Annotated in this window: 18 protein-coding genes; 14 read left to right on the forward strand and 4 right to left on the reverse strand. The window is 70.7% G+C overall.

Annotated elements, in window-relative coordinates; genetic code table 11:
- Nucleotides 1–15: 15 nt before the first annotated feature.
- From RBXJA2T_RS06430 to RBXJA2T_RS20850, 14 genes are all read left to right on the forward strand, one after another.
- Nucleotides 16–909, forward strand: a complete 894-nt coding sequence (locus tag RBXJA2T_RS06430) for an NAD-dependent epimerase/dehydratase family protein (protein WP_009856525.1) — start codon at nt 16–18, stop codon at nt 907–909.
- A 19-nt stretch (nt 910–928) separates the two neighbouring features.
- A complete protein-coding gene (locus RBXJA2T_RS19735) occupies nt 929–1,672 on the forward strand; it encodes a class I SAM-dependent methyltransferase (protein WP_009856526.1) in 744 nt (247 codons plus the stop codon).
- Between the two features lie 187 nt (nt 1,673–1,859).
- The gene (locus RBXJA2T_RS06435) at nt 1,860–2,621 is read left to right on the forward strand and encodes an inositol monophosphatase family protein (protein WP_009856528.1); all 762 of its coding nucleotides are present in this window, start codon (nt 1,860–1,862) and stop codon (nt 2,619–2,621) included.
- 7 nt (nt 2,622–2,628) lie between these two features.
- Nucleotides 2,629–3,672, forward strand: coding sequence for a Gfo/Idh/MocA family protein (locus tag RBXJA2T_RS06440; protein ID WP_081467599.1), 1,044 nt, complete (start codon nt 2,629–2,631; stop codon nt 3,670–3,672).
- Nucleotides 3,617–4,258 carry a D-sedoheptulose-7-phosphate isomerase gene (locus RBXJA2T_RS06445; RefSeq protein ID WP_202796733.1) on the forward strand — a complete coding sequence of 214 codons (642 nt, stop codon included), beginning with the start codon at nt 3,617–3,619 and terminating at the stop codon, nt 4,256–4,258. Before RBXJA2T_RS06440 ends, RBXJA2T_RS06445 begins: the two co-directional genes overlap by 56 nt.
- A 208-nt stretch (nt 4,259–4,466) precedes the next feature.
- Nucleotides 4,467–6,944 (forward strand): glycosyltransferase family 4 protein, encoded by a 2,478-nt coding sequence (locus tag RBXJA2T_RS19465; protein ID WP_009856531.1) that lies wholly within the window; start codon nt 4,467–4,469, stop codon nt 6,942–6,944.
- A 40-nt stretch (nt 6,945–6,984) separates the two neighbouring features.
- Nucleotides 6,985–12,030: a glycosyltransferase gene (locus tag RBXJA2T_RS06455; protein ID WP_009856532.1), complete on the forward strand. Its 5,046-nt coding sequence runs from the start codon at nt 6,985–6,987 to the stop codon at nt 12,028–12,030.
- Nucleotides 12,027–12,824, forward strand: a complete 798-nt coding sequence (locus RBXJA2T_RS06460) for a hypothetical protein (protein ID WP_009856533.1) — start codon at nt 12,027–12,029, stop codon at nt 12,822–12,824. The genes RBXJA2T_RS06455 and RBXJA2T_RS06460 overlap by 4 nt, the downstream gene beginning before the upstream one ends.
- Nucleotides 12,825–12,856: 32 nt before the next feature.
- The gene (locus RBXJA2T_RS06465; protein ID WP_009856534.1) at nt 12,857–13,828 is read left to right on the forward strand and encodes a phosphoglycerate dehydrogenase; all 972 of its coding nucleotides are present in this window, start codon (nt 12,857–12,859) and stop codon (nt 13,826–13,828) included.
- 26 nt (nt 13,829–13,854) lie between these two features.
- Nucleotides 13,855–14,691: an FkbM family methyltransferase gene (locus RBXJA2T_RS06470; protein WP_009856535.1), complete on the forward strand. Its 837-nt coding sequence runs from the start codon at nt 13,855–13,857 to the stop codon at nt 14,689–14,691.
- A 91-nt stretch (nt 14,692–14,782) separates the two neighbouring features.
- On the forward strand, nt 14,783–15,466 hold the full coding sequence (locus RBXJA2T_RS06475) for an acylneuraminate cytidylyltransferase family protein (protein ID WP_050801744.1): 684 nt from the start codon (nt 14,783–14,785) through the stop codon (nt 15,464–15,466).
- The gene (locus RBXJA2T_RS06480; protein ID WP_009856537.1) at nt 15,463–17,040 is read left to right on the forward strand and encodes a right-handed parallel beta-helix repeat-containing protein; all 1,578 of its coding nucleotides are present in this window, start codon (nt 15,463–15,465) and stop codon (nt 17,038–17,040) included. The genes RBXJA2T_RS06475 and RBXJA2T_RS06480 overlap by 4 nt, the downstream gene beginning before the upstream one ends.
- Before the next feature lie 31 nt (nt 17,041–17,071).
- Complete coding sequence (locus tag RBXJA2T_RS06485; RefSeq protein WP_009856538.1) at nt 17,072–17,869, forward strand: FkbM family methyltransferase; 798 nt, start codon at nt 17,072–17,074, stop codon at nt 17,867–17,869.
- Nucleotides 17,870–17,894: 25 nt separating this feature from the next.
- Entirely contained in the window at nt 17,895–18,020 is a 126-nt protein-coding gene (locus RBXJA2T_RS20850; RefSeq protein ID WP_009856539.1) for a hypothetical protein, read from the forward strand.
- A 321-nt stretch (nt 18,021–18,341) separates the two neighbouring features.
- Here the strand turns inward: RBXJA2T_RS20850 and RBXJA2T_RS19470 are convergent, their stop codons facing one another.
- The 4 genes from RBXJA2T_RS19470 to RBXJA2T_RS06510 all read right to left on the reverse strand — a co-directional run bounded on the left by RBXJA2T_RS19470 (nt 18,342) and on the right by RBXJA2T_RS06510 (nt 23,473).
- Complete coding sequence (locus RBXJA2T_RS19470) at nt 18,342–19,097, reverse strand: FkbM family methyltransferase (protein WP_164963125.1); 756 nt, start codon at nt 19,095–19,097, stop codon at nt 18,342–18,344.
- Between the two features lie 200 nt (nt 19,098–19,297).
- A complete protein-coding gene (locus tag RBXJA2T_RS20100; RefSeq protein WP_009856542.1) occupies nt 19,298–21,022 on the reverse strand; it encodes an FkbM family methyltransferase in 1,725 nt (574 codons plus the stop codon).
- Between the two features lie 13 nt (nt 21,023–21,035).
- Nucleotides 21,036–21,992 carry a class I SAM-dependent methyltransferase gene (locus RBXJA2T_RS06505; protein ID WP_009856543.1) on the reverse strand — a complete coding sequence of 319 codons (957 nt, stop codon included), beginning with the start codon at nt 21,990–21,992 and terminating at the stop codon, nt 21,036–21,038.
- Nucleotides 21,989–23,473, reverse strand: coding sequence for a glycosyltransferase family 4 protein (locus tag RBXJA2T_RS06510; RefSeq protein ID WP_037290058.1), 1,485 nt, complete (start codon nt 23,471–23,473; stop codon nt 21,989–21,991). The genes RBXJA2T_RS06505 and RBXJA2T_RS06510 overlap by 4 nt, the downstream gene beginning before the upstream one ends.
- Between the last annotated feature and the right edge of the window lie 13 nt (nt 23,474–23,486).

Here is a 23,486-nt window from a genome sequence, read left to right on the forward strand (position 1 = left end):
CCAGGCGGGAACGCGATGACGCGCATCCTCGTCACCGGCGCCGACGGCTTCACGGGCCGCCACCTGACCCCGGCCCTGGCGCGCCTGGGCGCCGAGGTGCACGGCCTGGCTAGCCGCGTGCCAGACCCGCCGGTCGACGGCGTGCACCGCTGGCACCTTGGCAACCTGCTCGACCCGGAGTCGCTGCAGCGCACGGTGCAGGACGTGAGACCGGACACCGTGGTGCATCTGGCCGCGATCGCCTTCGTTGCCCATGGCGACGTCGATTCCATCTACCGGACCAACATCGTAGGGTCGCGTCACCTGCTGGCTGCGCTGGCCGACCTGCCCGTGCGCCCGCGCGCGGTCCTGATGGCCAGCAGTGCCAACGTCTACGGCACGGCCACCGAGGGCGTGATGGACGAGCGGACGCCCCCGAGCCCCGCCAACGACTACGCCGTCAGCAAGCTAGCCATGGAACACATGGCCGGGATCTGGCGCGAACGCCTGCCGATTACGCTCGTACGCCCGTTCAACTACACGGGCCGGGGCCAGTCTACTCAGTTCCTGATCCCGAAAATCGTCGATCACTTCCACCGGCGCGCGCCGGTGCTCGAGCTCGGCAACCTCGACGTGGAGCGCGACTTCTCCGACGTCCGGACGGTCGTCGACTGCTACGTCCGCCTGCTGGCCAGCCCCCAGCCCGGACAGGTCTTCAACGTCTGCTCTGGTGTCGGCCACAGCCTGCGCGAAGTACTTGAGATGGCCCGCGACCTGACGGGCCATGAGCCCGAGATACGCGTCAACCCGGCCTTCGTGCGCGCCAACGAGGTGCGGCGCTTGCTGGGTAGCAAGGCTGCGCTCGAGGCCGCCATCGGCCCGGTGCACGGCCCGGCGCTGCGCGAGACCCTGGCCTGGATGCTGCAATGAACCGAGCACGGCACCGCCGATGAGCACCGACATCGAATGGGAGAAGTGGGGCGCCCGCGATCCCTACTTCAGCGTCCTGACCGACCCGCGTTTCCGCGTCAACGCGATGACGGCGCAGGCGCGGGAGGATTTCTTCGCGCTCGGCCGCATGCATGTCGACCATGTGCTGCACGTGATCCGCTGCCATCTGGACGGCGCCTTCGCGCCGACCCGGACGCTGGATTTCGGTTGTGGCGTGGGACGGCTGGTGATGCCGTTCGCCCGCCTGGGCGGCGAGGTCGTGGGCGTCGACATCTCGCCGTCGATGCTGGCCGAGGCGCGGCGCAACTGCGATCAGGCGGGACTGAGCAACGTCGTGCTGCTCCCATCCGACGACGCGCTGTCCGCCGTCGCCGGCGACTTCGATCTCGTGCACTCGTGCATCGTGCTTCAGCACATCGAAATCCCGCGCGGTCTCGTCATCTTCGAGCAGCTCGTGCGCCGCGTGCGGCCGGGCGGCATGGGGGGCGATCCACATCACCTTCGGCTGGGACGCCCATGCGGCGACGCTGGGCGTGCCGCCTGCGCTGCCGGCGCCGCAGGCGCCATCCCGCCTGGTCCGGGTACGGCGCTGGCTGCACGAGTTGGTGCATGGAAAACGCACGAAGCTGGCAGGGGCCTCGCAGCAGGTCGATACCGACCCGGAGATGCAGATGAACTTCTACAACGCAAGCCAGCTCCTGTTCATCCTGCAGCGCGCCGGCGTCGGCGCCGTCTACAGTGAGCTGACCGACCATGGCGGCGCGCTCGGTCTGTTCCTCTACTTCCGGCGCTGACGCGCACCGCCCCTGCAAGAGCGAGAGTGGCACCAGGCCAGCACGCTGTTTTGACCTGATAATGGGCAAGTTGCCCTACGGCCCAATCCGACGCTCTGGAGCGGCACGACAAACCCGAACGACGCAATTCGCGACTTGATCGACGACATCGCATTGGCAACCGCCGCAGCGCGCACCGGCGGCGAGTATCTGACCAGCCGGCTAGGCAAGGCTAATTTGACGCGCTGGGTCGAACGGGACGTCAAGCTCGCCGAGGATGCGCAGGCTGAGGCCCTGATCGTCGGGCACCTGACCCGGCACTCCCGCCATCCCATCCTGACCGAGGAGGCTGGCTGGATCGGCGAGCCAGCGCGGGGCGACGCGGCGTATTGGGTCGTCGACCCCCTGGACGGAAGCTTCAACTTCCTACACGGCATCCCGCTGTGTGCGGTATCGGTCGCGCTATGCCGCGGGCTGCAGCCGGTGCTGGGCTGCGTGCACGATTTCATCCACGGGGAGACCTGCGCCGGCGGGCCGGGCCTGGGCCTGCGCGTCAACGGCCAGGCGGCCGCTGCAGACGCGCACCGGGGCGGCATTCTGGGAACGGGCATCCCGGCTGCGGCCGGTGACCGCCCCCCCTCGCTCGCCCAGGCCCTGGCGCACTGGCGCAAGGTCCGCATGCTCGGCACGGCGGCACTATCGCTGGCCTGGGTGGCGCAGGGCCGACTGGGTGGGTACGAGGAGTCGGGCATCCGCTGGTGGGACGTGGCAGGGGGTCTGGCCCTGGTGGCCGGCGCAGGCGGCCGCTTCGAGGTCGGGCCGGCTGCCGGCCGTGACGCCAGCGACGGGCTCGACCCGGTTGATCCGCTGCACGTCCGGGCGTGGTCGGCACCCGCTACGGGCATCTCTTCTTTTTAAGGTTGGCATGACATTGCGCATTGGCATCTGCGGCTTCGGGAAGATGGGCCAGATCCGCGCCGAGGCCCTGGCCCGGCACCCGGACCGCTGCCGTGTCACCCGGGTCTTCGACACCCAGGCATCCCTGACCGTGGGTCGGCCGACGGCCGCCTCGGTGGACGGGATCGTGAACGACCCCGACATCGATGCAGTGTTCGTCTGCCTGCCCAACTTCCTCAACATGCCGACGACCATCGCGGCCCTGCGCGCCGGCAAGCACGTCTTCTGCGAAAAGCCGCCGGCCTTCAACGCCGAACAAATGCGCGAGATCCGCGCCGTGGAGGCCGAGACCGGCAAGGTGCTGATGTATGGCTTCAACCACCGGCAGCATGCCGCGATCGTGACGATGCACGATTTGGTCCGCAGCGGGCAGTACGGTCGGGTGCTGTGGATGAGGGGGCGCTACGGCAAGAGCGTCGATGCTGGCTACCTGACCGGCTGGCGCGCGTCGCCCGAGCTAGCGGGTGGCGGGATCCTGCTGGACCAGGGCATCCACATGCTCGACCTGATGCTGCACATTGGCGCCCAGCCCTTCGACGAGGTCAATGCCATGGTGTCCAACCTGTACTGGAAGACCCCGGGCATCGAGGACAACGTCTTCGCGATCATGCGCAACCGGGAGAGCGGCCTGTGCGCCTCGCTGCACTCCACGATGACGCAGTGGCGCCATCTGTTCTCTCTCGAGGTCTTCCTCGAGCGCGGCTACATGGTCGTCAACGGCCTGAAGACTTCATCCGGCACCTATGGCGAAGAGGTGCTGAGCATCGCGAAGAACCGATCCACGGCGCCCGCGGCGACCTGGGACGACGAGGAACGTATGCACTTCCAGGTCGACGTCTCCTGGGAGCGAGAGGTCAACCAGTTTCTCGACTGCGTCGAACGCGGGGCGCCGGTCGTCGACGGCTCGTCGCTGCAGGCCCTGGAGGTCATGGAACTGATCGATCGCATCTATGCCAGTGAACGCCACGAAGCGCCCGAACTGTTCGAAGACATCCGGACCGTCGGCACCTGAACGCCCGGCCCTGCCCATGACGCATCCCGATTGGAACCTCTGGCTGGACGACTACTTCGCCCGTTTCAGGCCGGCCTTCGACCCCGCCGTGTATGCCACGCTGGTCCGCTTCCGGGACCTGGCCGTGGAGGTGCGTTCTCGCGGCGGCAAGCTGATCTTCGCGGGGAACGGCGCCAGCGCCTCGATCTCATCGCATGGCGCGGTCGACTTCACCAAGCAGGCCAAGGTGCGGGCGGTCGACTTCAACGAGCCCAACCTCATCACGGCCTTCGCCAACGACTACGGCTACGAACACTGGGTGGCACGCGCGCTGGACTGCTACGCCGATCCGGGCGACGTCGTGGTGCTGATCTCGGTCAGTGGCGCTTCGCCAAACATCGTGCGAGCCGCCCGGCACGCGCGCGAACTCGGGCTGAAGGTCGTCACCTTCTCCGGCAAGCATGCCGACAACCCGCTGCGGGCGCTGGGCGACGTCAACTTCTGGATCGGGTCGGCCGCGTACAACGTCGTCGAGGCCGTCCACATGCTGTGGCTGACGACCGTGATCGACATGGTGGTGGGGCGCGCCGAGTATTCGGTGAACTGACTCGACGGCCGCCCACGCGACGACGTGATGCCCCCTCCCGACCCGACGCGGCGACCCTGTGCGCGGCGCGGACCCTGACCCGCCACTAGATCGGTGCATGACCCGGTTCTGTTACTTCACCACCAATACCCCCCTGCCGGCCGACCGCGGAGGGCGGGTCCGGACACACCACCTCTGGCGGGCGCTGTGCGCGAAGGGCGAGGTCAGGATGTTCGTGCTGGGCGACAAGCCCTCCCGGCAGGACCGCGAGCTGCTCTTCGCCGGCGGCGCGCGGCTGCTGCCGCGCCGGCTGATGAAGACCGCGCGCTTCGGGCGCGCCGGCGAGTTCCTGGAAGGCATCGACCCGCCCGGTCTCTGGGAATCGGCCCACATGCTGCAGGCCTGGGGCGGGAGCGACCGGTTCTGGCATGGGCTGACCCGCCCCGATGCCTTCCATCGGCACCACCTCAACGAGCGCCGCATCGCGCGCATCGTCGACGAGGTGCGGCGCTTCGGAGCCGATGCCGCCGTGATCGACGACACCGGCCTCTCGCCGCTGGTGCCCGCGCTGAAGGCGCTGGGCATCCCCGTGATCGTCAGCACGCACAACCTCGACTCCCAGCTCTGGCTGGACATCGCAGCCAACGCGAGCGACCCGCACTTCGGCCGCTGGGCCGGCCTCGTGGCGCGCGGCTTCGAGTTCATGGAGCGCACCTACCTGCCGCTGGCCGACCAGGTCTGGGCCTGCTCCGGCATCGATGCCGAGCGATTCCGCCGGGCCTTCACGCTGCGCGACGTGCGCGTCGTGCCCAATGCGATCGACGTGCTGCCGCCCCCGCCACCGTCCGGCACGCGAGACCTGGTCTACGTGGCGCAGATGGGCTACCGGCCGAACGAGGATGCGGCGCTGCGCCTGATCGACCTGTCGCGCCGCTTCGATGCCCGCCGGGTAACCCACACGCTGCACCTGGTGGGTCGGCCGACGGAGGCGATCAAGCGCGCGGCCGAGGGCCTGCCCAACGTGCGCGTGCACGGCGTCGTGCCCAGCACCGCACCCTTCCTGGCGATGGCGGCGGTGGTGCCGGTCACGCTGCGGGTCGGCGGCGGCACGCGCATCAAGATCGTGGAGGCCATGGCCGCCGCCCGCCCGGTGGTCAGCACGGCGATCGGCATCGAGGGCATCGAGGCCCGGTCGGGCGAGGACTGCCTCATCGTCGACGACGATGCCGCGCTCGAATCGGCCGTCGAGCGCCTGCTCGACGACCCGCAGGAGGCGCAGCGCATCGGCCTCAACGGGCACGCGCTGGCCCAGGCCCGCTACTCCCACGTGGCCGTCACGCGGCAGGTGGCGGAGCACCTGTCGGCGCTGGGACTGGCGCTGGAGGCCGGCGATGCCCGCCGCCCACCGCCGCAGGCCAGCGCCGTCGCACAGGGAGGCCGGTTCGACCCGACGACGCGGATGCTGCAATGGCGCGTGCAGGTGCGCGCCGCCCATCCGCTGGAAGACGCCGAGGTGGAACTGGCCACCGGCGAGGACCGGGCCCTGTACAACTCCTCGGTCTCGGTCGGGTGGTGCAACGGGCCCGGGCGCCCGCTGCAGTTCGTCGACATCGTGGCCGTGCTGCCCTCTTCGGTGGCCATCGAGGATCTGGTCATCCGCGCCTTCGCCTACGGCGAGCAGGTGCTCGAGGTCCGGGGCGACGGCCGCTCGGTGACCGAAGCCACGACGGGCCTGCTGGCCGCCGACTGGCAGGACGACGGCCGTCTGGCCGGCCTGGTCTGGACCCGTGCCGATCGCGCCCCGGAGATCGTCTTCGAGCGGCAGGCCCAGGCCGCGGTCGGCGTGGCCAGGCCGCTGCCGGCGCGCCCCGGCGTGGCGGTCGCGCCCTTCGTGCTGGACGCCGCCGACCGCGGCGACCCCAAGGTCCGGCGCCTGGACGTGCGCAGCGCCGGTGCGGCACCGGAGACCGGCCAGACCTTCTGGCTGATCGACGCGTTCAAGGGCCGGCACGAAACCACCTCGGCACGCCTGGCCGCGCTGCGCGGCGCACACGCCGGGCAGACCGCCTGGATCATCGGCAACGGCCCCAGCGTGCGGACCGAGGACCTCGACCGGCTCCAGGGCCGGCTGTGTTTTGCCTTCAACCGCTTCTACCTCGCCCACGACCAGACCCGCCTGCGGCCCACGTACACGGTCTCCGGCGACCGCCAGATGATCGAGGACTTCGGGCAGGAGATCGCCGACCGTTCCGGCGGCACCGTGTTCCTGGCCGACGACCGCTGCCCTGCCGTCGTCGGGGACTACGTCTGGCTGCGCCAGCTGGCCCTGTGGCCGCCGCTGTTCTCGATGCGGCCGGACCGCTGGGTCAGCCCGGGCGGATCGTCGCTGTACATCGCGCTGCAGTTGGCCTGGTTCATGGGCATCCGCCGCTTCTACGTCTACGGCGCCGACTTCAAATTCGTCTACCGGCGCGAACGGCACGCCGACCCGTTCCGGGTCGCGTCGGGCGACGGCAACCACTTCATCAAGAACTACCGCAACAACCAGCCCTGGTGCCCGCCGAGCTTCATCAACATCTGCCCGGCGTTCCACACCGCGCGCACGATGGTGGAGAGCGAAGGCGGATGGATCCGCAACGTCACGCGCGGCGGCCTGCTCGAGATGTTCGAACGTGGCGACTTCGAGCAAGCCCTCGCCGACGGCTGAGTCGACCCGCAGCTCCCGGCCCCCTTCCGATGCCCCGCCCATGACCACCCACGACGCTCCGCTGTCCGTCGCCATCTTCGCCACCAACGACCCCAGAAACTACTCCGGCGGGCGCTACCTATCGCTCGTGATGGCCTATGCACTGGCGTCGGTCGGCTGCCGGGTGACGGTGTACACCGACCACCTGCCGTCCTTCGACGCCGATCTCGCGCCGCTGGCGCCTGGCCAGGTGAGGTTCGTGATCACGCCCGACTTCCGCGCCGGCGTGGAGGCCGCGCCGCTGGACTGGGTCGTGCTGGTCCCCACCGGCATCTTCCTGCCGGACTTTTATGACGCGGTGACCGACCACGCGGCCGCCTGCGGCGCGCGTCTGGCGCTGGTGAACTTCGAGTCGGCCAACTGGTACAACGCGGTGTCGCCTCACCCGCGCGACGCGCGGCTGTGGGACGCCTGGCGCCGCAGCGCGCTGGACGGCGCCCTGGTGCTGTCGATCGCGCGCGAGGGTGACCTCCACGCCCGCGACTTCTACATCCCCACGCAGGCCGCTATCCGGCTCGACGTCTGGCAGCCGCCGATCAACTCGCCGCTGGCGGAGCGCTTCGACGGCCGTCCACGGCGCCCGCTGGTCGTCAGCTTCGTGCGCCCCAGCGACCCGCACAAGGGGGGGCTGGACCTGCTGGCCCTGCCGCCGGCGCTGCTGGCCGGCCACGAGCTGGCCCTGGTGGCGGGGCGCGACATCGACCCGGCCTTCCTGGCGTCGGTGCAGAAGCACTTCGCGGCCGCCGCGGGCTGCCGCATCACCGTGCACACCCGGATCAGCGATGAGGCCAAGCTGCAGCTGCTGTCCGAGGCCCGGCTGCTGGTCTTCCCGTCCTACTTCGAGGGCTACGGCTACCCTCCGATCGAGGCACTGTACTGCGGCACACCCGCGGTCTGCTACGACCTCCCGGTGCTGCGCGAGACCGTCGGCGGCGTCGCCCGCCTGGTGCCGGTGGGCGACAACGCGGCGCTGGCCGAGGCCGTGGCTGCGGTACTGGCACGGCCGGCCGACCCCGCCGCCCTGCGTGAAGGGGTGCGGCGGCTGGCGCACTTCGGCACCCGCGCCCTCGCGCTGCACGACCTGCTGCTGCGCCACCGGGACGGCGTTCCCGTCCGGCGGCCTCGCGCCTTCGCCGCCACCATCGGCCCCTTTGCCGGCACGCGCCCGCGGGCCGCGGAAACGCAGGACCGGCCGCCGCTGCCGCCCCTCCCGTTCCACCTGATCGACGCGCGCGAGCAGTCCGGCGGTGGCCTGCTGGTCACGGCGCGGGGCTCGGCCCTGCAGATGCCTGACCGCGTGCAGGTCCAGGCCGGCGACCGGTGCTGGGCCGCGGCCGTGGTGGCGGAAGAACTGCCCGTGCCCCACGGCGCGGCCTACCGGGTGCATCTGGCGGTGCCGGCGGACATCGCCGCCGACGCCGAGCTCACCATCACGTCGTGGCAGGGTGTGCAGCAGGTGGCCGAGGCGTGGTTCCGGCTACGTCCCCCCTTGCCGCCGGCCGGCCAACCAGCGCCCGCGGGCGGTCTGATCGCCGAGCAGCAAGTGGGCGGCCAGGTCTACTTGCATGCCTGGTGCCTGGCATCGGAGCCGGTGGAGCAGGTCGTGGCGATCCACGGAGGCAGCGTGCTGGCCTCCGCCACGGTGTCGGAACAGCGCCCGGAGCTAGCCGAGGCCCGTCCCGAATCGGCCGGTCGCGCCACCGGGTTCGCGATGGCGCTGCCGCTGGCCGAGCTCCCCCGTGGTGGGATCGACCTGCTGCTGCTGGGCCAAGGCCGAACGCTGGGCGTGCTGGCGGCCTGGCCGCACGGCACCCCCGCTGGCGGCAGGCGGGGCACGTTCCGCAGCGCGCCCTCGGCGGAACCGGTGGCCGTCTGGCAGCCGGAAGACCTGAGCAACGCGCACTGGCGGCGCGGCATCTCGCTGTTCGGCGATCCGCGTGAACCATCGGTGCTGACCACGGCCGCCCCGGCGGCGGGCGAACTTTCGGTCGGCACGCCGCTGCGGTTCGCCAGCGGCACGGTGGCGCGGGTGGTCCGCGTCCAGAAGAAGGGTCACCTCTGGAACGTGGACGTCGACACCCTGCTGCAGCCCGACGCCGATGGGTTCCCCGCGATGGTCGAGGCCCTCCCCAGGGCCGCCGTGCCCGACGACGCCGCACTCGCGTTCGCGGCGGACGAGGACGCCGACGGCGCGTGGCTGAACGGCGTGGGCGCGGCGCCCGGCGACGGCAGCCGCACGAGGGTCCGGCTGGCTTCCGTTGGGGCCGCGGCCGCAGCCCTGGTGCCGGGCGCCGTGCTGCACTTCGCCGACGCCGGACCGTGCACGGCGCTCGAGGTGCAGGAGACGGACGGCGCGCTCGTGGTGTGGCTGGATGCGACGGTCGGCCCGGTCCGGGACGGGGCGCCGAACCCGGTGCGCCTGATCCGCCTGCCGCAACCCGGGGACCGCTGCCTGCGCATCGTGCCGGCAGCCGGCGCCGAGGGCGGCATCGTCGGCACGGCGCCGCGGCGGGCCCAGGTGCTGCTCGAGCCCAGCGAGGCCCTGGTGCCGGGCGCAGTGCTGCAGTTCGCGGCGGCCGGGAGGCTGCCGGTGCTGGCCGTCGAGCCCGCAGGCGCAGCGTTGAACGTTACGGTGGGCGGGACGCTGGACCCCGCACTCGACGGTGCGCCGCGTCGCGTGCACCTGCTCGGGCCCACGCACGACCTGCGGGCCGTGCGCCGGCAGCCGGCCATCCCGGTGCCGGACTTCAAGGCGCCCGACCCCTACCACCGGGCCCTGGCCGCACGCTGCGATCCGGGCCGCGTGACCGAGGCGCCGCCCACGGCAGCGGCGCCGCCGCGGCGCCCACGCGTGCTCTTCCTGACGCTCGTGCCGCCGGCGCCCGCCAACCAGGGCAATCGAGTCGTCACGCGGAACCTCATCCGGCATCTGGTAGACCTCGGCTACGACGTCGACGTGGTGATGCAGGGCTGGATCGACGTGCCGGCCTTTGTCGACGAGTTCGGTGACCGCGCACGGCTGTACCACTGCGCGTCGCCGCAGTGGGAGGCGACCGACGAGGTCCGTGCTCGGCAACGGGCGCGCCAGGACCTCGTCCCGGCCCTGACCGACCTGCACGCCCGGCTCGCCGAGTCGGTCGACGAGTTCCACCCCTTCTTCATCGTGCGCGACGAGACGGTGGATCTCGCGCGTGCGCTGCTGGCCAGCGCCCGCTACGACTCGATCGTGTGCAACTACCTGCACATGGCACGGGTGGTGAAGGAGCTGGAGGACGAGTTCGACCTGCCCAAGGTCTGCGTCGTGACCCACGATGCGTTGTCGAACCTCACGCGGCGCCTCGGCCACACGGCGCTGGACACGACTTACCGAGCCTGTTCGCCCGCCGTCGAGCGCGAGGCGCTCAATGCGGTGCCGGGCGGCGTAGCGGTGGCCATCTCCGCCGAGGAACAAGCCTACTTCCGCGACATCGGCGTGCACCTGCCGGTGCTGCTGTGCGAGTACGACGCGGCGGGCGAGTTCGAGCACGGCACGGTCGACGACACCGCCTTCGAGGCCCGCACGCTGATCTACTCAGCCAGCGCAAACCCCCTCAATCGGGCCGCCCTGGGCTGGTTCCTGGACGAGTGCTGGGCCGACATCCTCGAGCGCGTGCCCGAGGCCCGCCTGGTCGTGACCGGCCCGATCTGCGACGTGCTGCCGGCACACCTCCCGGGGGTCACGCTAGCCGGCAACGTCGAGCGCGACGCGCTGCTGGGCCTGATGCGCCGCTCCAGCATCGCCATCAACCCCTGCGTGGCGGGTACCGGCCTGAAGATCAAGACCGTCGAGGCGGCCTGCCTCGGCCTGCCGGGCGTGTGCCTGCCGGCGGCCGTGGACGGGCTGGCGGACGTGGCGCCGCACTTCGCCGTGACGGCCACCGACGCGGCCGGCTTCGTCACCGGCTGCGTGGCGCTGCTCACCGATGCCCGCCGGTGGCAGGCCCTGCACCAGGGTGGCCTCTCGATGGCCCGCGAACGCTTCTCCCATGAACGCGTGTACCGCGAGGTCGACGCGGCCATGGGCTGGCGGCGCCAGCCCGACGTCGGCGGCATCGACGAGACGCCACTGGACGGCGTGCCGGCCGGATCGGCGCAGGCCAGGCTGATGGCCGACCCGGGCTCCCTGTTCGCGCTGCGCCGCGACCGCCCGGAAGACGCGGACGTCCGGATGGCGCTCGCGCGCCAGTTGGCCGCGGCCGGCGAACCGCAGCTGGCCCACGCGCTCACGGCCGGCGTGGCCGCGGCATCGCCGCGCTCGCCAGAGCGTGTGGCGTTCGCGGCGCGCACGGCCATCGACGCCGGCCAGGCCTGGCCGGCCTTGGTGCACGCCGCACATCTGGTGGCCGGTCCCAACGGCGTGCGCGCCGACGGCTATGCGCTGATGGCCGAGGCGCTGCTGGCCCTGGACCGCCTGCCGCACGCGCGGGATGCCGCGCTGCAGGCCCTGGCCATCGCCCCCGCCCGCCCGTCCCTCCACGGGCTGCTGCAGCGCATCGCCGAACGGCTGGCCGACCCCACGCTCGAGGCCTGGGCGCTGCGCTGCGCCGCGCCGCCTCTGCGGCTGGGAGAAGCGGTGTCGGTGGGCCAGGGCAGCCCCGGACGTTGCCGCCTCGGGACCGGCTGGTCGGCCCCCGAGGCCTGGGGCGCCTGGACCGAGGGCGCCACGGCCGCGCTGGTGCTCGAGCTGGAGACGCCGGTAACAGGCGACCTCTGGATCACGCTGCAGGCCCACGCCTTCACGCCTATGGTCAGGCCCCGGTGTCGCGTGATGGCCAGCGTGCTGGGCCATCTGCTCGCCGAGATCGAGTTCGAGCCCTCGATGACGGACCACGCCTGGTCGTTCCGGTGCCCGCGCGCCCTGGCTGCGGCCGGCCGCGTGCTGAAGATCCACCTCGACCTACCGGACGCGATGAGCCCCTCCGAGTTGGGCCTGAGCCCCGACCCACGCCTGCTGGGGCTGGCCCTGCACAGCCTGCGGGTGGACACGGCCCAGGAGGCGGCGCCGTGAGGCCGGCACTGCAGGACCTGGCCGCGCGACTCGCCCGCGCCGAGGTCGAAGGCACGCAGGTGCCGGCCGAGCTGCCGGGCGCGGGCCAACTCACCGGGCTGGCCGACGCGGAGCAGGTGCAGGACGCGGTGCTGGGCGCCCTCGGCATGGTGGCCGCGTCGTTCAAGCTGGGCGCCAGCACCTATGGCGCGCAGCGTGCCCTGGGCCTGCCCCGCGCCTTCCTCGCGCCGCTGCCGGCATACCGCAGCCTGCAGGGGCCCTCCAAGCTGCCCTGGTCGGCGCTGCGCCAGCACGGAGTCGAGTGCGAACTGGCGGCCGCACTGCGCCCGCCGACGCCGGCGGAACGCGCGCTGCTGCGCGAGGCCCCCTCGCCCGCCAGCCTCCGGCTGGCCGAGAGCCTGGTGCAGTCCTGCCACTCGGCCATCGAGATCCCGCAGACCCGATTCCGTGCGCTGGGCGCCGCCGGCCCGCTGGCGCTGGTGGCGGACAACGGCGCCGCGGGCTGGACCATCGTCGGCGCCGCCGGCGACCCGGGCCTGCTCCAGAAGCCGTGCATCGGGCGGCTTCACGTGGACGGCACCCTGGTGGCCGAGGGCGACGACCGTGCCTTCGCGATGGACCCGCTGCGCCTGCTCCAGCAGTTCCTGCACCAGGCCGAGGCGCGTGGCCTGCTGCCGGAGCACGCCACCACGGTGCTGCTGGGCAGCGTGACCCCGTACCATGCCCTGCCGGGACCGTGCCGGGTGCAGGCCCGGTTCGAAGGTCTGCCCGGCGTCGAACTGGATTTCTGCTGAACCGCCACCACCGCCTTCCGCCCCTGATCACCATGCCGCCTCGTCACGTCGCCGTCCTGTCGCGCTCTTTCTCGGCCCACCCCCAGCTGCGCAGCGAACTGCTGGCCCGATGCCCCGGGGCACGCTTCAACGACAGTGGCCGCACCCTGGCCGGCGACGATCTGGTGCGGTTCCTGGCCGGAGCCGACGCGGCCGTGGTGGCGCTGGAGAAGCTGGACGCGCCGACCCTAGCGCGCCTGCCCGACCTGCAAACCATCGGCAAGTACGGCGTCGGCCTGGACAACGTGGACCTGGCCGCCTGCCAGCGGCAAGGCATCCGGGTCGGCTGGACCGGTGGTGTCAACCGGCGCTCGGTGGCAGAGCTGACGATCGCGTTCATGATCGACGCGCTGCGCCACGTGGTGCGGAGCAACCGCGAGATCCTGGCCGGTCAGTTCCGGCAGATCCAGGGCCGGCAGCTCTCGGGGCGCACCGTCGGCGTGGTCGGCTGCGGCCACGTCGGCAAGGAGGTCGTGCGCCTGCTGCGCGCCTTCGATTGCCGCGTGCTCGTGCACGACCTGGCGCCCGATCCGGCCTTCTGCGCTGAGACCGGCGCCGAGCCCAGCGCGCTCGATCCACTGCTGGCCGCGAGCGACGTCGTCACCCTGCACCTGCCGCTGACCCCCGCCACGCGGCTGCTGTTCGACGGCACGCGCCTGGCCCGCATGCGGCCCGGCGCGGTGCTGGTCAACACAGCGCGCGGTGGCATCGTCGACGAGCCGGCGCTGGCGGTGGCGCTGGCCGAAGGCCGGCTGGGCGCTGCCGCGTTCGACGTCTTCCTGCCCGAGCCGCCGGTGGACCGCAGCCTGGTCGACCTGCCCAACTTCATCGCCACCGGCCACATCGGCGGCAGCTCGGCCGAGGCGGTGCTGGCGATGGGAAGGGCGGCGATCGAGGGGCTGTTCAACGCCGTGGATGCGCTGGATCACCTGCCGCCCTACCTGCGGGACGAACAAGCGACCTGACGCCACGCCTCAACGGAGAGATCCACATGCAACTGGACCGTACCGACACCAACCCCGCCCGCTCTCGCGCCTATGCCGAGTTGCTGGCCACGCTCGGCGTTTCTGGTGCCGCCGAGATGTACGAGGTCCTGACGGAGCGGCTGTACGCGGCGTGGCTGCGCCCCGGCGATGTCGCGATCGATGCGGGTGCCAATGTCGGGCGGCACGCGATTGGCATGGCGCAGGCGGTCGGTCAGGGCGGCACGGTACACGCGTTCGAGCCGTCGCCAACCGTGCTGCCGATGCTCTACGCGCGGCTGCAGAAGGCTGGCGTCAATGATCGCGTCACGGTGCATGAACTCGCGCTCGGGCGGGCACCGGGCTCGGCGCGGTTTCATGTCCTCCATGGCGCACTGGGCATGAGTGGCCTTCAGTTGCGCGAACTCGCGCCCGATCTCCAGGCACGGGTGAACATCGAAGAGGTGGAGGTCCACGTGGAGACCCTGGACAGCCTGTTCGGACACGGACTCCCTGCCCGCTTCGTAAAGCTCGACCTGGAAGGCGGTGAACTGGACGCGATGCGCGGTGGCACGGACCTGCTGCGCGCCAACAGGCCCCTGGTGGTGTTCGAAAACGGACGCGGCCACAGCGCCAAGGACTACGGTTACGACATGGACGACTTCTTCGGGTTCTTCGAGTCGATTTCCTATCGCGTGCTCGATGGAGTGGGTTTCCCGTTCACGGCCGCGCAATGGAGTCTGGGCAGCGTACCCTGGCAGTTCGTCGCGCTGCCGGATGGCGACGCCAACATGCTGGACTGCGCCACGGCCGTCATCGCCGAGGTGCTCGCGCAACATGGACTCCGAACCTCGGACCAGACCTGAACTGAGCGCGGGCTGATTTGGGAACGTCAGCCAACTCGACCCCCTGTCAGCCGAGGGGATGCGTCATCCACCGCCATTGCCGGAGCCGTCCATGAGCCACATTGCGATGATCCCCGCCCGCATGGGCAGCCAGCGCCTGCCGAAGAAGAACCTGGCCCTGCTCGACGGTGTGCCGCTGATCGTGCACGCCATCCGCAAGTGCCACGCGGCCGGGCTGTTCGACGAGGTCTGGGTCAATTCCGAGCACCCCGACTTCGGCCCGATCGCCGAGGCAGAGGGCGCCCGCTTCCACCGCCGCCCGGAGCATCTGGGCGACAACAACGCCACCTCCGAGCAGTTCGTGGCCGAGTTCCTCGAGACCCACCCCTGCGAGGTGGTGTACCAGGTGCACTCGATCGCCCCGTTGCTGACGGCCGACGAGCTGCGCGGCTTCGTCGCCGAGATGCGCAGCGGGCGCCACGACGCGCTGATGAGCGTGGTGGAGGAGAACCTGGAGTGCGTCTTCCGGGGCGAACCCGTCAACTTCACCTTCTCCGAGAAGACCAACAGCCAGGACCTGACGCCAGTGCAACGCATCGTCTGGGCCGTGACCGCCTGGCGGCGCGACCGCTACCTGGAAGCGGTGCGCACCGGCGCCTGCGCCACCTACGCCGGCCGCATCGGCTACTACCCGGTGGGGCGGATGGCCGGGCACGTGATCAAGACGCAGGAGGATCTCGACCTCGCCGCCGCGGTGCAGGCGGCGCGGCGCAGCCGCGGCGGGGCCTCGTCATGAAGGCCCGCTGGCGCGCGGCGATCGCTGCGCTGTGCGCCAGCCTGTGCACGACGCCCAGCCTGGCGCTGGCCCCCCCGCAGCCGGACCTGCCGCCCTCGCAGGTGTTGACGGGCGAGGTGCTGTCCACCGACTTCGGCATCGGCACCGACAAGGCCGACAACACCGAGGCGATCAACCGCTGGCTGGCCCACTGCCATGCGACGGGTGCCACCTGCCGGCTGGCGCCGGCGGCCAAAGGCGCGCTGCTGGCCTGCGGCATCGTGGTCCCGGGCCAGAACCTGGTGCTGCAGGGGCCGGGCATGGGTGGCGTGAAGCTGACGGCCACCAGGGGCTGCAACCGACACTTCATCACCGTCGCGGTGGCACCCGCCACCGGCATGCGGCCGATGCTGCGCGACCTGTCCATCAACTGCGCCAACTACGCCAACGAGCGCGGCCACTGCATCCATCTGCCGGCCGACACGAGGAACGGCTACGGCACGGGCGTGGACCTGGTGAACGTCTACGTCGACCGGGCCGCGGAGGACGCGGTGCACGTGGAGCGCAACCGCGGGGCCGGCCTGCTGCAGAACACCTACCTGTACCACTACAAGGGCACGGGGCTGCACCTGGAGAGCTCGGACTGGAACTGCCAGGCCAGCAACTTCTCCGGCAACTACGCGCCTGGGGCCTTCGCCGACTATGGCGTGCGCATCGTGGCCGGCGCCAACAACACCTTCGTGCACTGCCGCGCGTACTACAACCGGGTGGGCGTGGCCACCGAGTACGCATCGCTTTCCACGCCGCTGACCTGGATCGGCGGCGACCTGTCGAACAATGCCGAGAACGGCCTGCGCGTCGACAGCGGCGGCCTGCTGCAGTCGGTGGTGGTCAGCGGCACGCGGTTCACGATGAACAGCATGCAGGGCGACAACCTGCACGCCGACATCCTGCTGTCGCGCAATGCCGGAACCATCATCACCGGCAACGTCTTCCAGCGCGGGGCCGCCTCGGTGCCGAAATACCTGATCGAGATCCGCTCGCCGGCGGGTCCGGCGATCGTCGCCAACAACGCCTGGTCGGTCGCGGGCCCCCGAACGCAATCGTTCGCCACGGCGGTGTCGAACGACCCGGCCATCACGATGTTCGGCGGCGGCCTCGGCTCGGCAGGCGACGCCGGCGCCAATACGCTGGAGCTGCTGGTGGCGCAGACCCGCGACGGGCGCACCCCCGTGCGCATGACCGCTGGCAGCGGCACAGCGCGGCCGGACGAGGCCCTCACCCCGACACGCGACTTCCGCAAGCTGGTGCTGCGCGACGTTGCGATCACGGCCTCGAACCCCGCAACTGCCGAAGTGGCCACGTGGTCGCTACCCACCGTGGTGCTCGTGCGCGGCGAAGGCCCCGGGTCGGTGACGCTCGTCGGTGCTGCAGCTCGGCCGGTTGCCGTCGCCAGTACACCCGGACTCGCCGGCCTGCCCCCGCCGGCGCTGAGTGTCGACCGGGCGCTCGGCGCCTTGCAGGTGACCGTGACGGGACTCGATGGCGTCGAGTTGCGCTGGCAGTTCACCGCACGAATCCAGGAGTTGCAATGACACATCCGCCCGGCCGCGAAGGAGAGACGACATGCTCGAACTGAAACTACAGGTGAGCCTATGGTCCGCTGCGATTGCCCGCCCCGCCGAGTGGGGACGGCTGTCAGAGGCCATCATCGAAACGTTCTACCGCGCGCACCTGCGGCCCGGGGACCTAGCGCTGGACGTGGGCGGAAACGTCGGCCGCCACGCGATCCCGATGGCCGAGGCAGTCGGGCCCGAAGGCCACGTGCACGTCGTGGAACCGATACCGTACATCGCCGATCGCATGCAAGCCAACCTGGAAAAGGCAGGTGTCGCCGGCCGGGTATCCGTACTGCGGGCGGCCGCGTCGCACGCGCCAGGGCAGGCGCGCTTCCATGTCGTTGCTGGGGCCGAGGCCCTGTCGTCACTCAGCCGCGACATGGCTGCCGCTCGCGACCAGGGCGAACTCCACGAGATAGATGTCGAGGTTGTCACGATCGATCAGCGTTTCGGCGCGCTGCCGCTGCGCTTCGTAAAGCTCGACGTCGAAGGCGCAGAGTTCGATGCGATGAAGGGGGCGGCAGGTCTGCTGCGTACCGCAAGACCGGTGCTTGCCTTCGAGGACGGGCGAGCCAATGCGGCGCAACATTTCCAGTATGCGCTCGAGACCTACTACCGCTTCTTCGACGCGATGGACTATGTAGTGCTCGACCTCTTCGGACTCCCGGTGGGCATCGAGCACGGCCGGCATGCCGGTCCTTGGAACTTCTTCGCCGCGCCGCGTGAGGCAGTCGCTGACGTTCGCGACCTAGTCCAGTACGCGAGCTTTGCGGTACTGCTAGAACGGCTGAGATCAGGCACCTGAGACCCAGAACCCGAAAGTAGGCCCGATGGATCTCGAAAAAAAGCGGCAGGTCTTCTACGAGCGGCTGGACCTCGCAGGCCCGAAGGTGATCGACATCGGCGCGCATGTCGATCGTCACGTGCCCCCGTTCGCCGCGATCGTCAGTCACTAGGAGCATGTGCAGGTGGAGGAGCGCATCCAGTACATCGCTGACCGCATGCAGGCGAACTGCGACAGGGCGGAGTGTCAGGCCATGTCTCGGTACTCAGGGCGGTGGTGTCGTCCGCACCCGGGGCGAGCGCGCCTCCACGCCGTTTCCTGGGCCGAGGCCCTGTCGTCCCGCAGCCGTGATCTCGCGGCCGTGCGCGACCAGGGCGCAGTGCTCGACCAGCGGTTCGGGCCGCAGGCGGCGGGTCGGGATCCGCCCCGCGCATGACGCGGTCGCCTCGCGCGAGGTTCGATCCGAGACGATTGGCCGCGGAAGGGGCAGGCGCTACTTTGGGCGCCAGATGAGATCGTTGACGCAGCCATGGACCATGTGCTGGTACATGAACGTCCCCAGGCTGCCGCGATCGGACACCTTCATCCCGCCCCTCGAGTCCACCTCGAACTGCCCTGCGATATCGAGAACCATCTCAGCCAGAAGTCTCGGGCTCTCGTTGGTGTGCATCGAGATGGCGTAGGCATTGAACTCCATCACCACGGTCGGGCGGAAGGTCCGAAGTGTCTCCCGTGCACCGCGCAGGACTTCCGATTCATAGCCCTCAACATCGATCTTCAGAAGATCGAGGCGATCTATGCCTGCTTCGGCAACGATGCTGTCGATCGTGCGAACGGGAACGACGAGCGCACCCGAAGGTTCGACATGGTTACCGGCGCCGTAAGCGACCTCGCTGAAGTAGACCTCACCCACGGCAGAACCGGCTGCGCAGCGAAACAACTGAGCCGACACGGCGTTGGCACGCATGTTCAGTTCGAAGAGGTCTGCATTCCTGGGTGACGCCTCGATCGCCAGAATCCGCGCACCCGCCGCTGCGGCCAGTAGCGTCGTTCCTCCGATGTTCGCCCCGACATCGACGAACACCGATCCGGAGGGCAGACCGCAGATCTCCGTGATCAGGCCCTGGTTGTTGGCAATGTGAGAGTCGATGTCGCCAAAAAACCCGTCGGATTCATACCCGTAGACAGTTCTGTCCACCCCCATCACCTGGACGCGCTTGGATACGGGCTGTTCTCTCGTGTTGAGCATGGGCATACGGCGCCTGTGAAGTGGTCTGGTCACCGCCGCCCGGGCGGGCGTTCGGACTGATCGGTTTGCCGAGCCGGGGGCGCCGGCATTCCGGAGCAGCGCCGGATTCTAGGGTTGACGGGCTGGCGGCTGAATGTTCGGAGGAGGTCTGTGCGAAGGCACTCCCGGCGCGTCTTGGCGTGAAAGCATCGCGGGAAGCCCTAGAGACGGTCTGCCCCCACGCGCGAGTCGCGCCCGGGCGGCACGAAGACCAGGTTGTCGTGCTCCGGCGCCGAGGCGGCGTCCGGCACGCGCACCAGGCGACCGCCCGTGGACTTGCTGCCCGACAGGCGCCAGGCGGTCCAGCCCCGGCGGGCAAACTGCGCGAACAGGTCGTCCGGCGTGCCGCCGGCCGTGTGCACCAGCCGCGAGAACTCGAGCGCGACGACGGGCGGCACGCCGAAGGCCCCGTCCAGCAGCCCCTGGGCACCGCGGACGGCGTTGAGCTCGTGGCCCTCGATGTCGAGCTTGAGCAGGGCCACGTCCCGCAGCGCGTGCTGCCGGCACAGCGCATCGAGCGTCGTGACCTCGACCTCCGAGATGCGAACCCGGGTCCGCCGCTCGCCCGGGGGCACCGGCTGGCCCCGGGTGTCTCGCGCGAGCGAGACGACGGTCAGGCGGTCGAGGTCGGTCGCCACGTCGGCGGCGGCCTCCCCTGCCTCAAGCAGGCGGCTGCCGCCTGCGTTGCTGAGCGACACGTCGGCGAAGGCGCGGCGCTCGGCGTGGCAGCCGATGGCCACGGGCGCGACCGTCACGCGGCGCCCGTGCGGGTTCCGTGCCAGTGTGCGAGTCAGGTGTTCCCGCGTCGCCGGGTTGGCCTCGATGGCCAGCACCCGGCCCTGCGGGCCGACGGCGCGCGCCGCCGCGAGGCTGAAGCTGCCGAAGGCGGCACCGCCGTCGATGACGGTCTCGCCAGGGCCCAGCAGGCCGGCCACCCATTGAAGGAATCCGCCCTCGTAGTGGCCGTCGAGCAGGAAGCGGCGCGAGATCACGGCATCGGTGCCCGGGGCCGACAGCACCAGATCGCCGGAGGACAGGCGCAGCCACATCGGCTCGCCGAGGCCGTTGCGGTCGATCAGGCTGTTCACCACCGCCCGGCGCAGCAATGCGGCCAGGCCGTCGGGGTGGGCGTGCCAGCGCCGCCAGAAGGCCTGCGACGCCAGCAGCGCACGGTGCCAGGCTAGCGGTGATCTGCGCAGCGCCACAGGCACCAGTCGCCACAGGCCATGTTCGATGGGAATGCGGACCCTGTTCCAGCGCCCGCGGTCGTTGTGCACGCGGAAGCGTTCATGGCCCGGCGCCAGATCGATGCCGGTCACGCCCTGGCTGCTGCAGACGCTGAACGAGACCGCGCCGCTGAGCAGTTGGTCGCACTGCCCGCTCAGCGTCCAGCCCAGATCAAGGTCGGCGGTCCAGGGAAAGCGCTCGGCCACGTCGCCGCGCCGGTAGCGGCGCGCGGTGTGCGCCACCAGCCGGTGATTGATCAGCAGGGCCAGCGCGCCCGGCGCCGGAAACCCCCAGCCGTGCACCTCGTAGCGGCCACTGACGCGGCATACGATCGCAGCGCTGATGTTGGTCTGCATCGGCGTGGCGTCGCGCAGGCCGGCCAGGGGAATCGCACATTGGCCGGCGCGTCCAGGGCCGCCATCCCATTGCAGGCGCAGCGCGGTTTCGCCCGACGCGGGCGGACCGAGCTCCAGGACCATCCCCCACGGGATCGGTCCGGCCGAGGAGGTCGGCACCGTCGCCAGGGTCTCATGCTCGCCGTACGCCAGCCGCAGCTGCAGGGCCGGCCCGACGGATGGCCCGATCCCGCGGGCGATCACGCGCCCCTTCATGCGGTCGATCTCCAGGTCGACCAGGCCGGGCCCCGGCTCGACGTGCATCAGGTCGGCCGCGTCAGGCCCGCTCGAAGACATACAGCCGCCCGAAGAGCGAGGGCTCGCACTCGATCCGCCACCCGGCGAAACCGGCACGGCGGAAGAGCTCGTACAGGAAAGCCTCGGAGAAGCCGAGCTCGAACCAGCGGGTCTGCCGCATCACCACGGCCACCTCGCTGTGCAGGCGCACGCCCCAGGGGTAGGGCACCGCGGCGTATTCGCGTTCCACGATGGGTTCGCCTCCGAGAATGATGCGTCCGCCCGGCTCCAGCAGTTCGTTCAGACGGGGCACGACGCGCCGGAAATCGACGCAGTGGTGAAAGCTCTCGTAGAACCAAATCAGCTTGTAGCGCTGCCCTTCGCGCGGCGCATGGCCGAATTGGCCGTGGAAGCCCTGCAGCGGCACCTGGAAATGCTCGGCCTGGCGGTTGACGAACTCGCACAGCCGGGCTGAGACGTCCACGGTGTCGACGTGCACGCCCAGGCGGGCCAGCGCCAGGGCCGACTGCGCGAAGCCTGCGCCGTACTCCAGCGCCCAGTCGCCCGGCCGCAGGCCCGAGTGCTTCAGCAGCATGCCGGTGGCGAGGACATGGTCGCCCGCGCTCGAGACCGCGGCGGCGTCCCGCCGCATGTAGAACCCGGGGTGGCGGATCGGGTCCGCGCCGTCCCACCCGAGGTCCGCCTCGTCGACGCTGGCGTCGTAGGCCCGGTCGGCCACCCCGGCGATCTCGGCCCACAGGCGATGCTGCTGTGCGGCGTAGGCCTCGGACCAGGGATCCAGGCCCGGGACGAACCACGAGGGCAGGCGCATGTGGGCATGCGCATACGGCACCCAGGCGGCGCCCAGCACGCCTTCGGGGTTCTCGTAGGCGCGCTTGACCTCGTCGATGTCCGCCAGCTCGAACCAGGCGGGTGAATCGTGCCCGGGCGTCGGGCACCGTCCCACCCGGCGCCAGATCTTGCGCAGCGCGGTCACGAGACCACCCGCCTCAGGAACTCGCCCCACTGGGGCATCACCCGCTCGGGCAGGTAGCGTGCAGCAACCTCGTCACCAGAGCGCCGCAGGGCTTCGATGCGCGGACGGCCCTCATCCGCCATCAGTTCACGCAGCAATTGGGCCAGCTCCTGGGGCGCATAGGGGCTGAAGTAGGCGGCGGCATCGGCATAGACGTCGCGGTGCACGCGGATGTCGGACGCAGCGACCACCCCGCGGCTGCGCATCGCCTCGACGCCTGCGAAGTCGAAGCCCTCGCCGAAGCTCGGCGCCACCGTGACGCTCGCGTGGCGGTACAGCAGCCGCAGGTCGTCGGCCGGCACGCCCTCGAGCAGATGCAGCCCTCCTCGCTCGAGCCAGGGCGAGAAGCGGCGCAGGATGGCATCGTTGTCCCATCCGATTCCGCCGACGAGCACGAGGTTGAGGTGCGGATGGTCCTGCGTGCGCAGGTGTTCCCAGGCATCCAGCAGCGCCAGGTGGTTCTTGCGCGGCTCGATGGTCGACACCATCAGCAGGTAGTGCAGCCGGCCATTGACGATGTCCTGCGGTGCCACCGGCGCCCCTCCGCCATGCGGTGCGCGGCGGTTCTTGCGGGACCAAATGACCTCGGGCACGCGGGCGGCCGATTCAGTCTCGGGCACGAAGTGGTGCGAAACCATGTTCGGGATCGTGACCGACCGTTTCTCCACCTCGGGCAGCACCGACAGCAAGTCGCTGCGAGTGGCGTCGGAAACGCAGGCGAACCAGGCCCCGTCGGCAGCGTTGCGGCGCAGCGCCTGCAAGTGCATGCTGCGGTGGTACCCGCGGTCTTTGACGGTGTGCGGCATCGTCAGCGGGATCGCATCGTGGTAACGGACCACGAGCCGCGTGCCCCGGCGCACGCGGCCGGGATAAGGGGTCTCGGCGATCATCACGTCCATGCCCGCCGTGTCCAGGCGCGGGTACATCGCACGGCCGAACCAGCTCGACGCCACGCCCAGCGCATTCAGCGCGGACCAGGGCCAGCGCATGATCCTGAACTGGCCCGCGGTCACGGCCTCGAAGTCCTCGGCGGGCAGCGACTTGGCGAACAGGCCCCGCCAGACGAAGTCCTTGAAGTGGGTCGGGTCGAAGGCCGTCAGCGGTTCGTGCCGCCCGACGAGCGAAGCCGCGATCGCCGCCATCGGCCCCCCGAGCTGCAGCAAGCGCCGCCTCAGGTGCTCAAAGCGGTGCGATGCCGGCCCCTGCTGCAGCGAGACGACCACGGCGGACAGCCTGTCGATGTCGCGACTGGCATCGCGCGCGGGGTCCGGGGCGCCGCGGCGCGTCGGCAGGCCAGACTCGATCACCAGGTTGCCGCTCTGCAGCAGGCCCACCACCTCCACCCCCGGCAGGCCAGCCAGGCCGCGATAGAGCAGCCGCGTCTCCTGCGGGATCCCGCTGTGCCCGTCCAGCGCCGGCCGCATCTCGAGCAGCACCTTCATCATTGTCCGCACC

The sequence above is a fragment of the Rubrivivax benzoatilyticus JA2 = ATCC BAA-35 genome (genome assembly GCF_000190375.1).
In the GTDB taxonomy this organism is placed as follows: Bacteria; Pseudomonadota; Gammaproteobacteria; order Burkholderiales; family Burkholderiaceae_C; genus Rubrivivax; species Rubrivivax benzoatilyticus.

What these genes read in the sequence shown, in the direction of transcription:
- RBXJA2T_RS19735 (WP_009856526.1), top strand. Translation starts at nt 929, where the DNA reads ATGAGCACCGACATCGAATGGGAGAAGTGGGGCGCCCGCGATCCCTAC.
- RBXJA2T_RS06475 (WP_050801744.1), top strand. Translation starts at nt 14,783, where the DNA reads ATGAGCCACATTGCGATGATCCCCGCCCGCATGGGCAGCCAGCGCCTG.
- RBXJA2T_RS06440 (WP_081467599.1), top strand. Translation starts at nt 2,629, where the DNA reads ATGACATTGCGCATTGGCATCTGCGGCTTCGGGAAGATGGGCCAGATC.
- RBXJA2T_RS06485 (WP_009856538.1), top strand. Translation starts at nt 17,072, where the DNA reads ATGCTCGAACTGAAACTACAGGTGAGCCTATGGTCCGCTGCGATTGCC.
- RBXJA2T_RS20850 (WP_009856539.1), top strand. Translation starts at nt 17,895, where the DNA reads ATGGATCTCGAAAAAAAGCGGCAGGTCTTCTACGAGCGGCTGGACCTC.
- RBXJA2T_RS06470 (WP_009856535.1), top strand. Translation starts at nt 13,855, where the DNA reads ATGCAACTGGACCGTACCGACACCAACCCCGCCCGCTCTCGCGCCTAT.
- RBXJA2T_RS06465 (WP_009856534.1), top strand. Translation starts at nt 12,857, where the DNA reads ATGCCGCCTCGTCACGTCGCCGTCCTGTCGCGCTCTTTCTCGGCCCAC.
- RBXJA2T_RS06455 (WP_009856532.1), top strand. Translation starts at nt 6,985, where the DNA reads ATGACCACCCACGACGCTCCGCTGTCCGTCGCCATCTTCGCCACCAAC.
- RBXJA2T_RS06430 (WP_009856525.1), top strand. Translation starts at nt 16, where the DNA reads ATGACGCGCATCCTCGTCACCGGCGCCGACGGCTTCACGGGCCGCCAC.
- RBXJA2T_RS19470 (WP_164963125.1), bottom strand. Translation starts at nt 19,097, where the DNA reads ATGCTCAACACGAGAGAACAGCCCGTATCCAAGCGCGTCCAGGTGATG.
- RBXJA2T_RS06480 (WP_009856537.1), top strand. Translation starts at nt 15,463, where the DNA reads ATGAAGGCCCGCTGGCGCGCGGCGATCGCTGCGCTGTGCGCCAGCCTG.
- RBXJA2T_RS06510 (WP_037290058.1), bottom strand. Translation starts at nt 23,473, where the DNA reads ATGAAGGTGCTGCTCGAGATGCGGCCGGCGCTGGACGGGCACAGCGGG.
- RBXJA2T_RS20100 (WP_009856542.1), bottom strand. Translation starts at nt 21,022, where the DNA reads ATGCACGTCGAGCCGGGGCCCGGCCTGGTCGACCTGGAGATCGACCGC.
- RBXJA2T_RS19465 (WP_009856531.1), top strand. Translation starts at nt 4,467, where the DNA reads ATGTTCGTGCTGGGCGACAAGCCCTCCCGGCAGGACCGCGAGCTGCTC.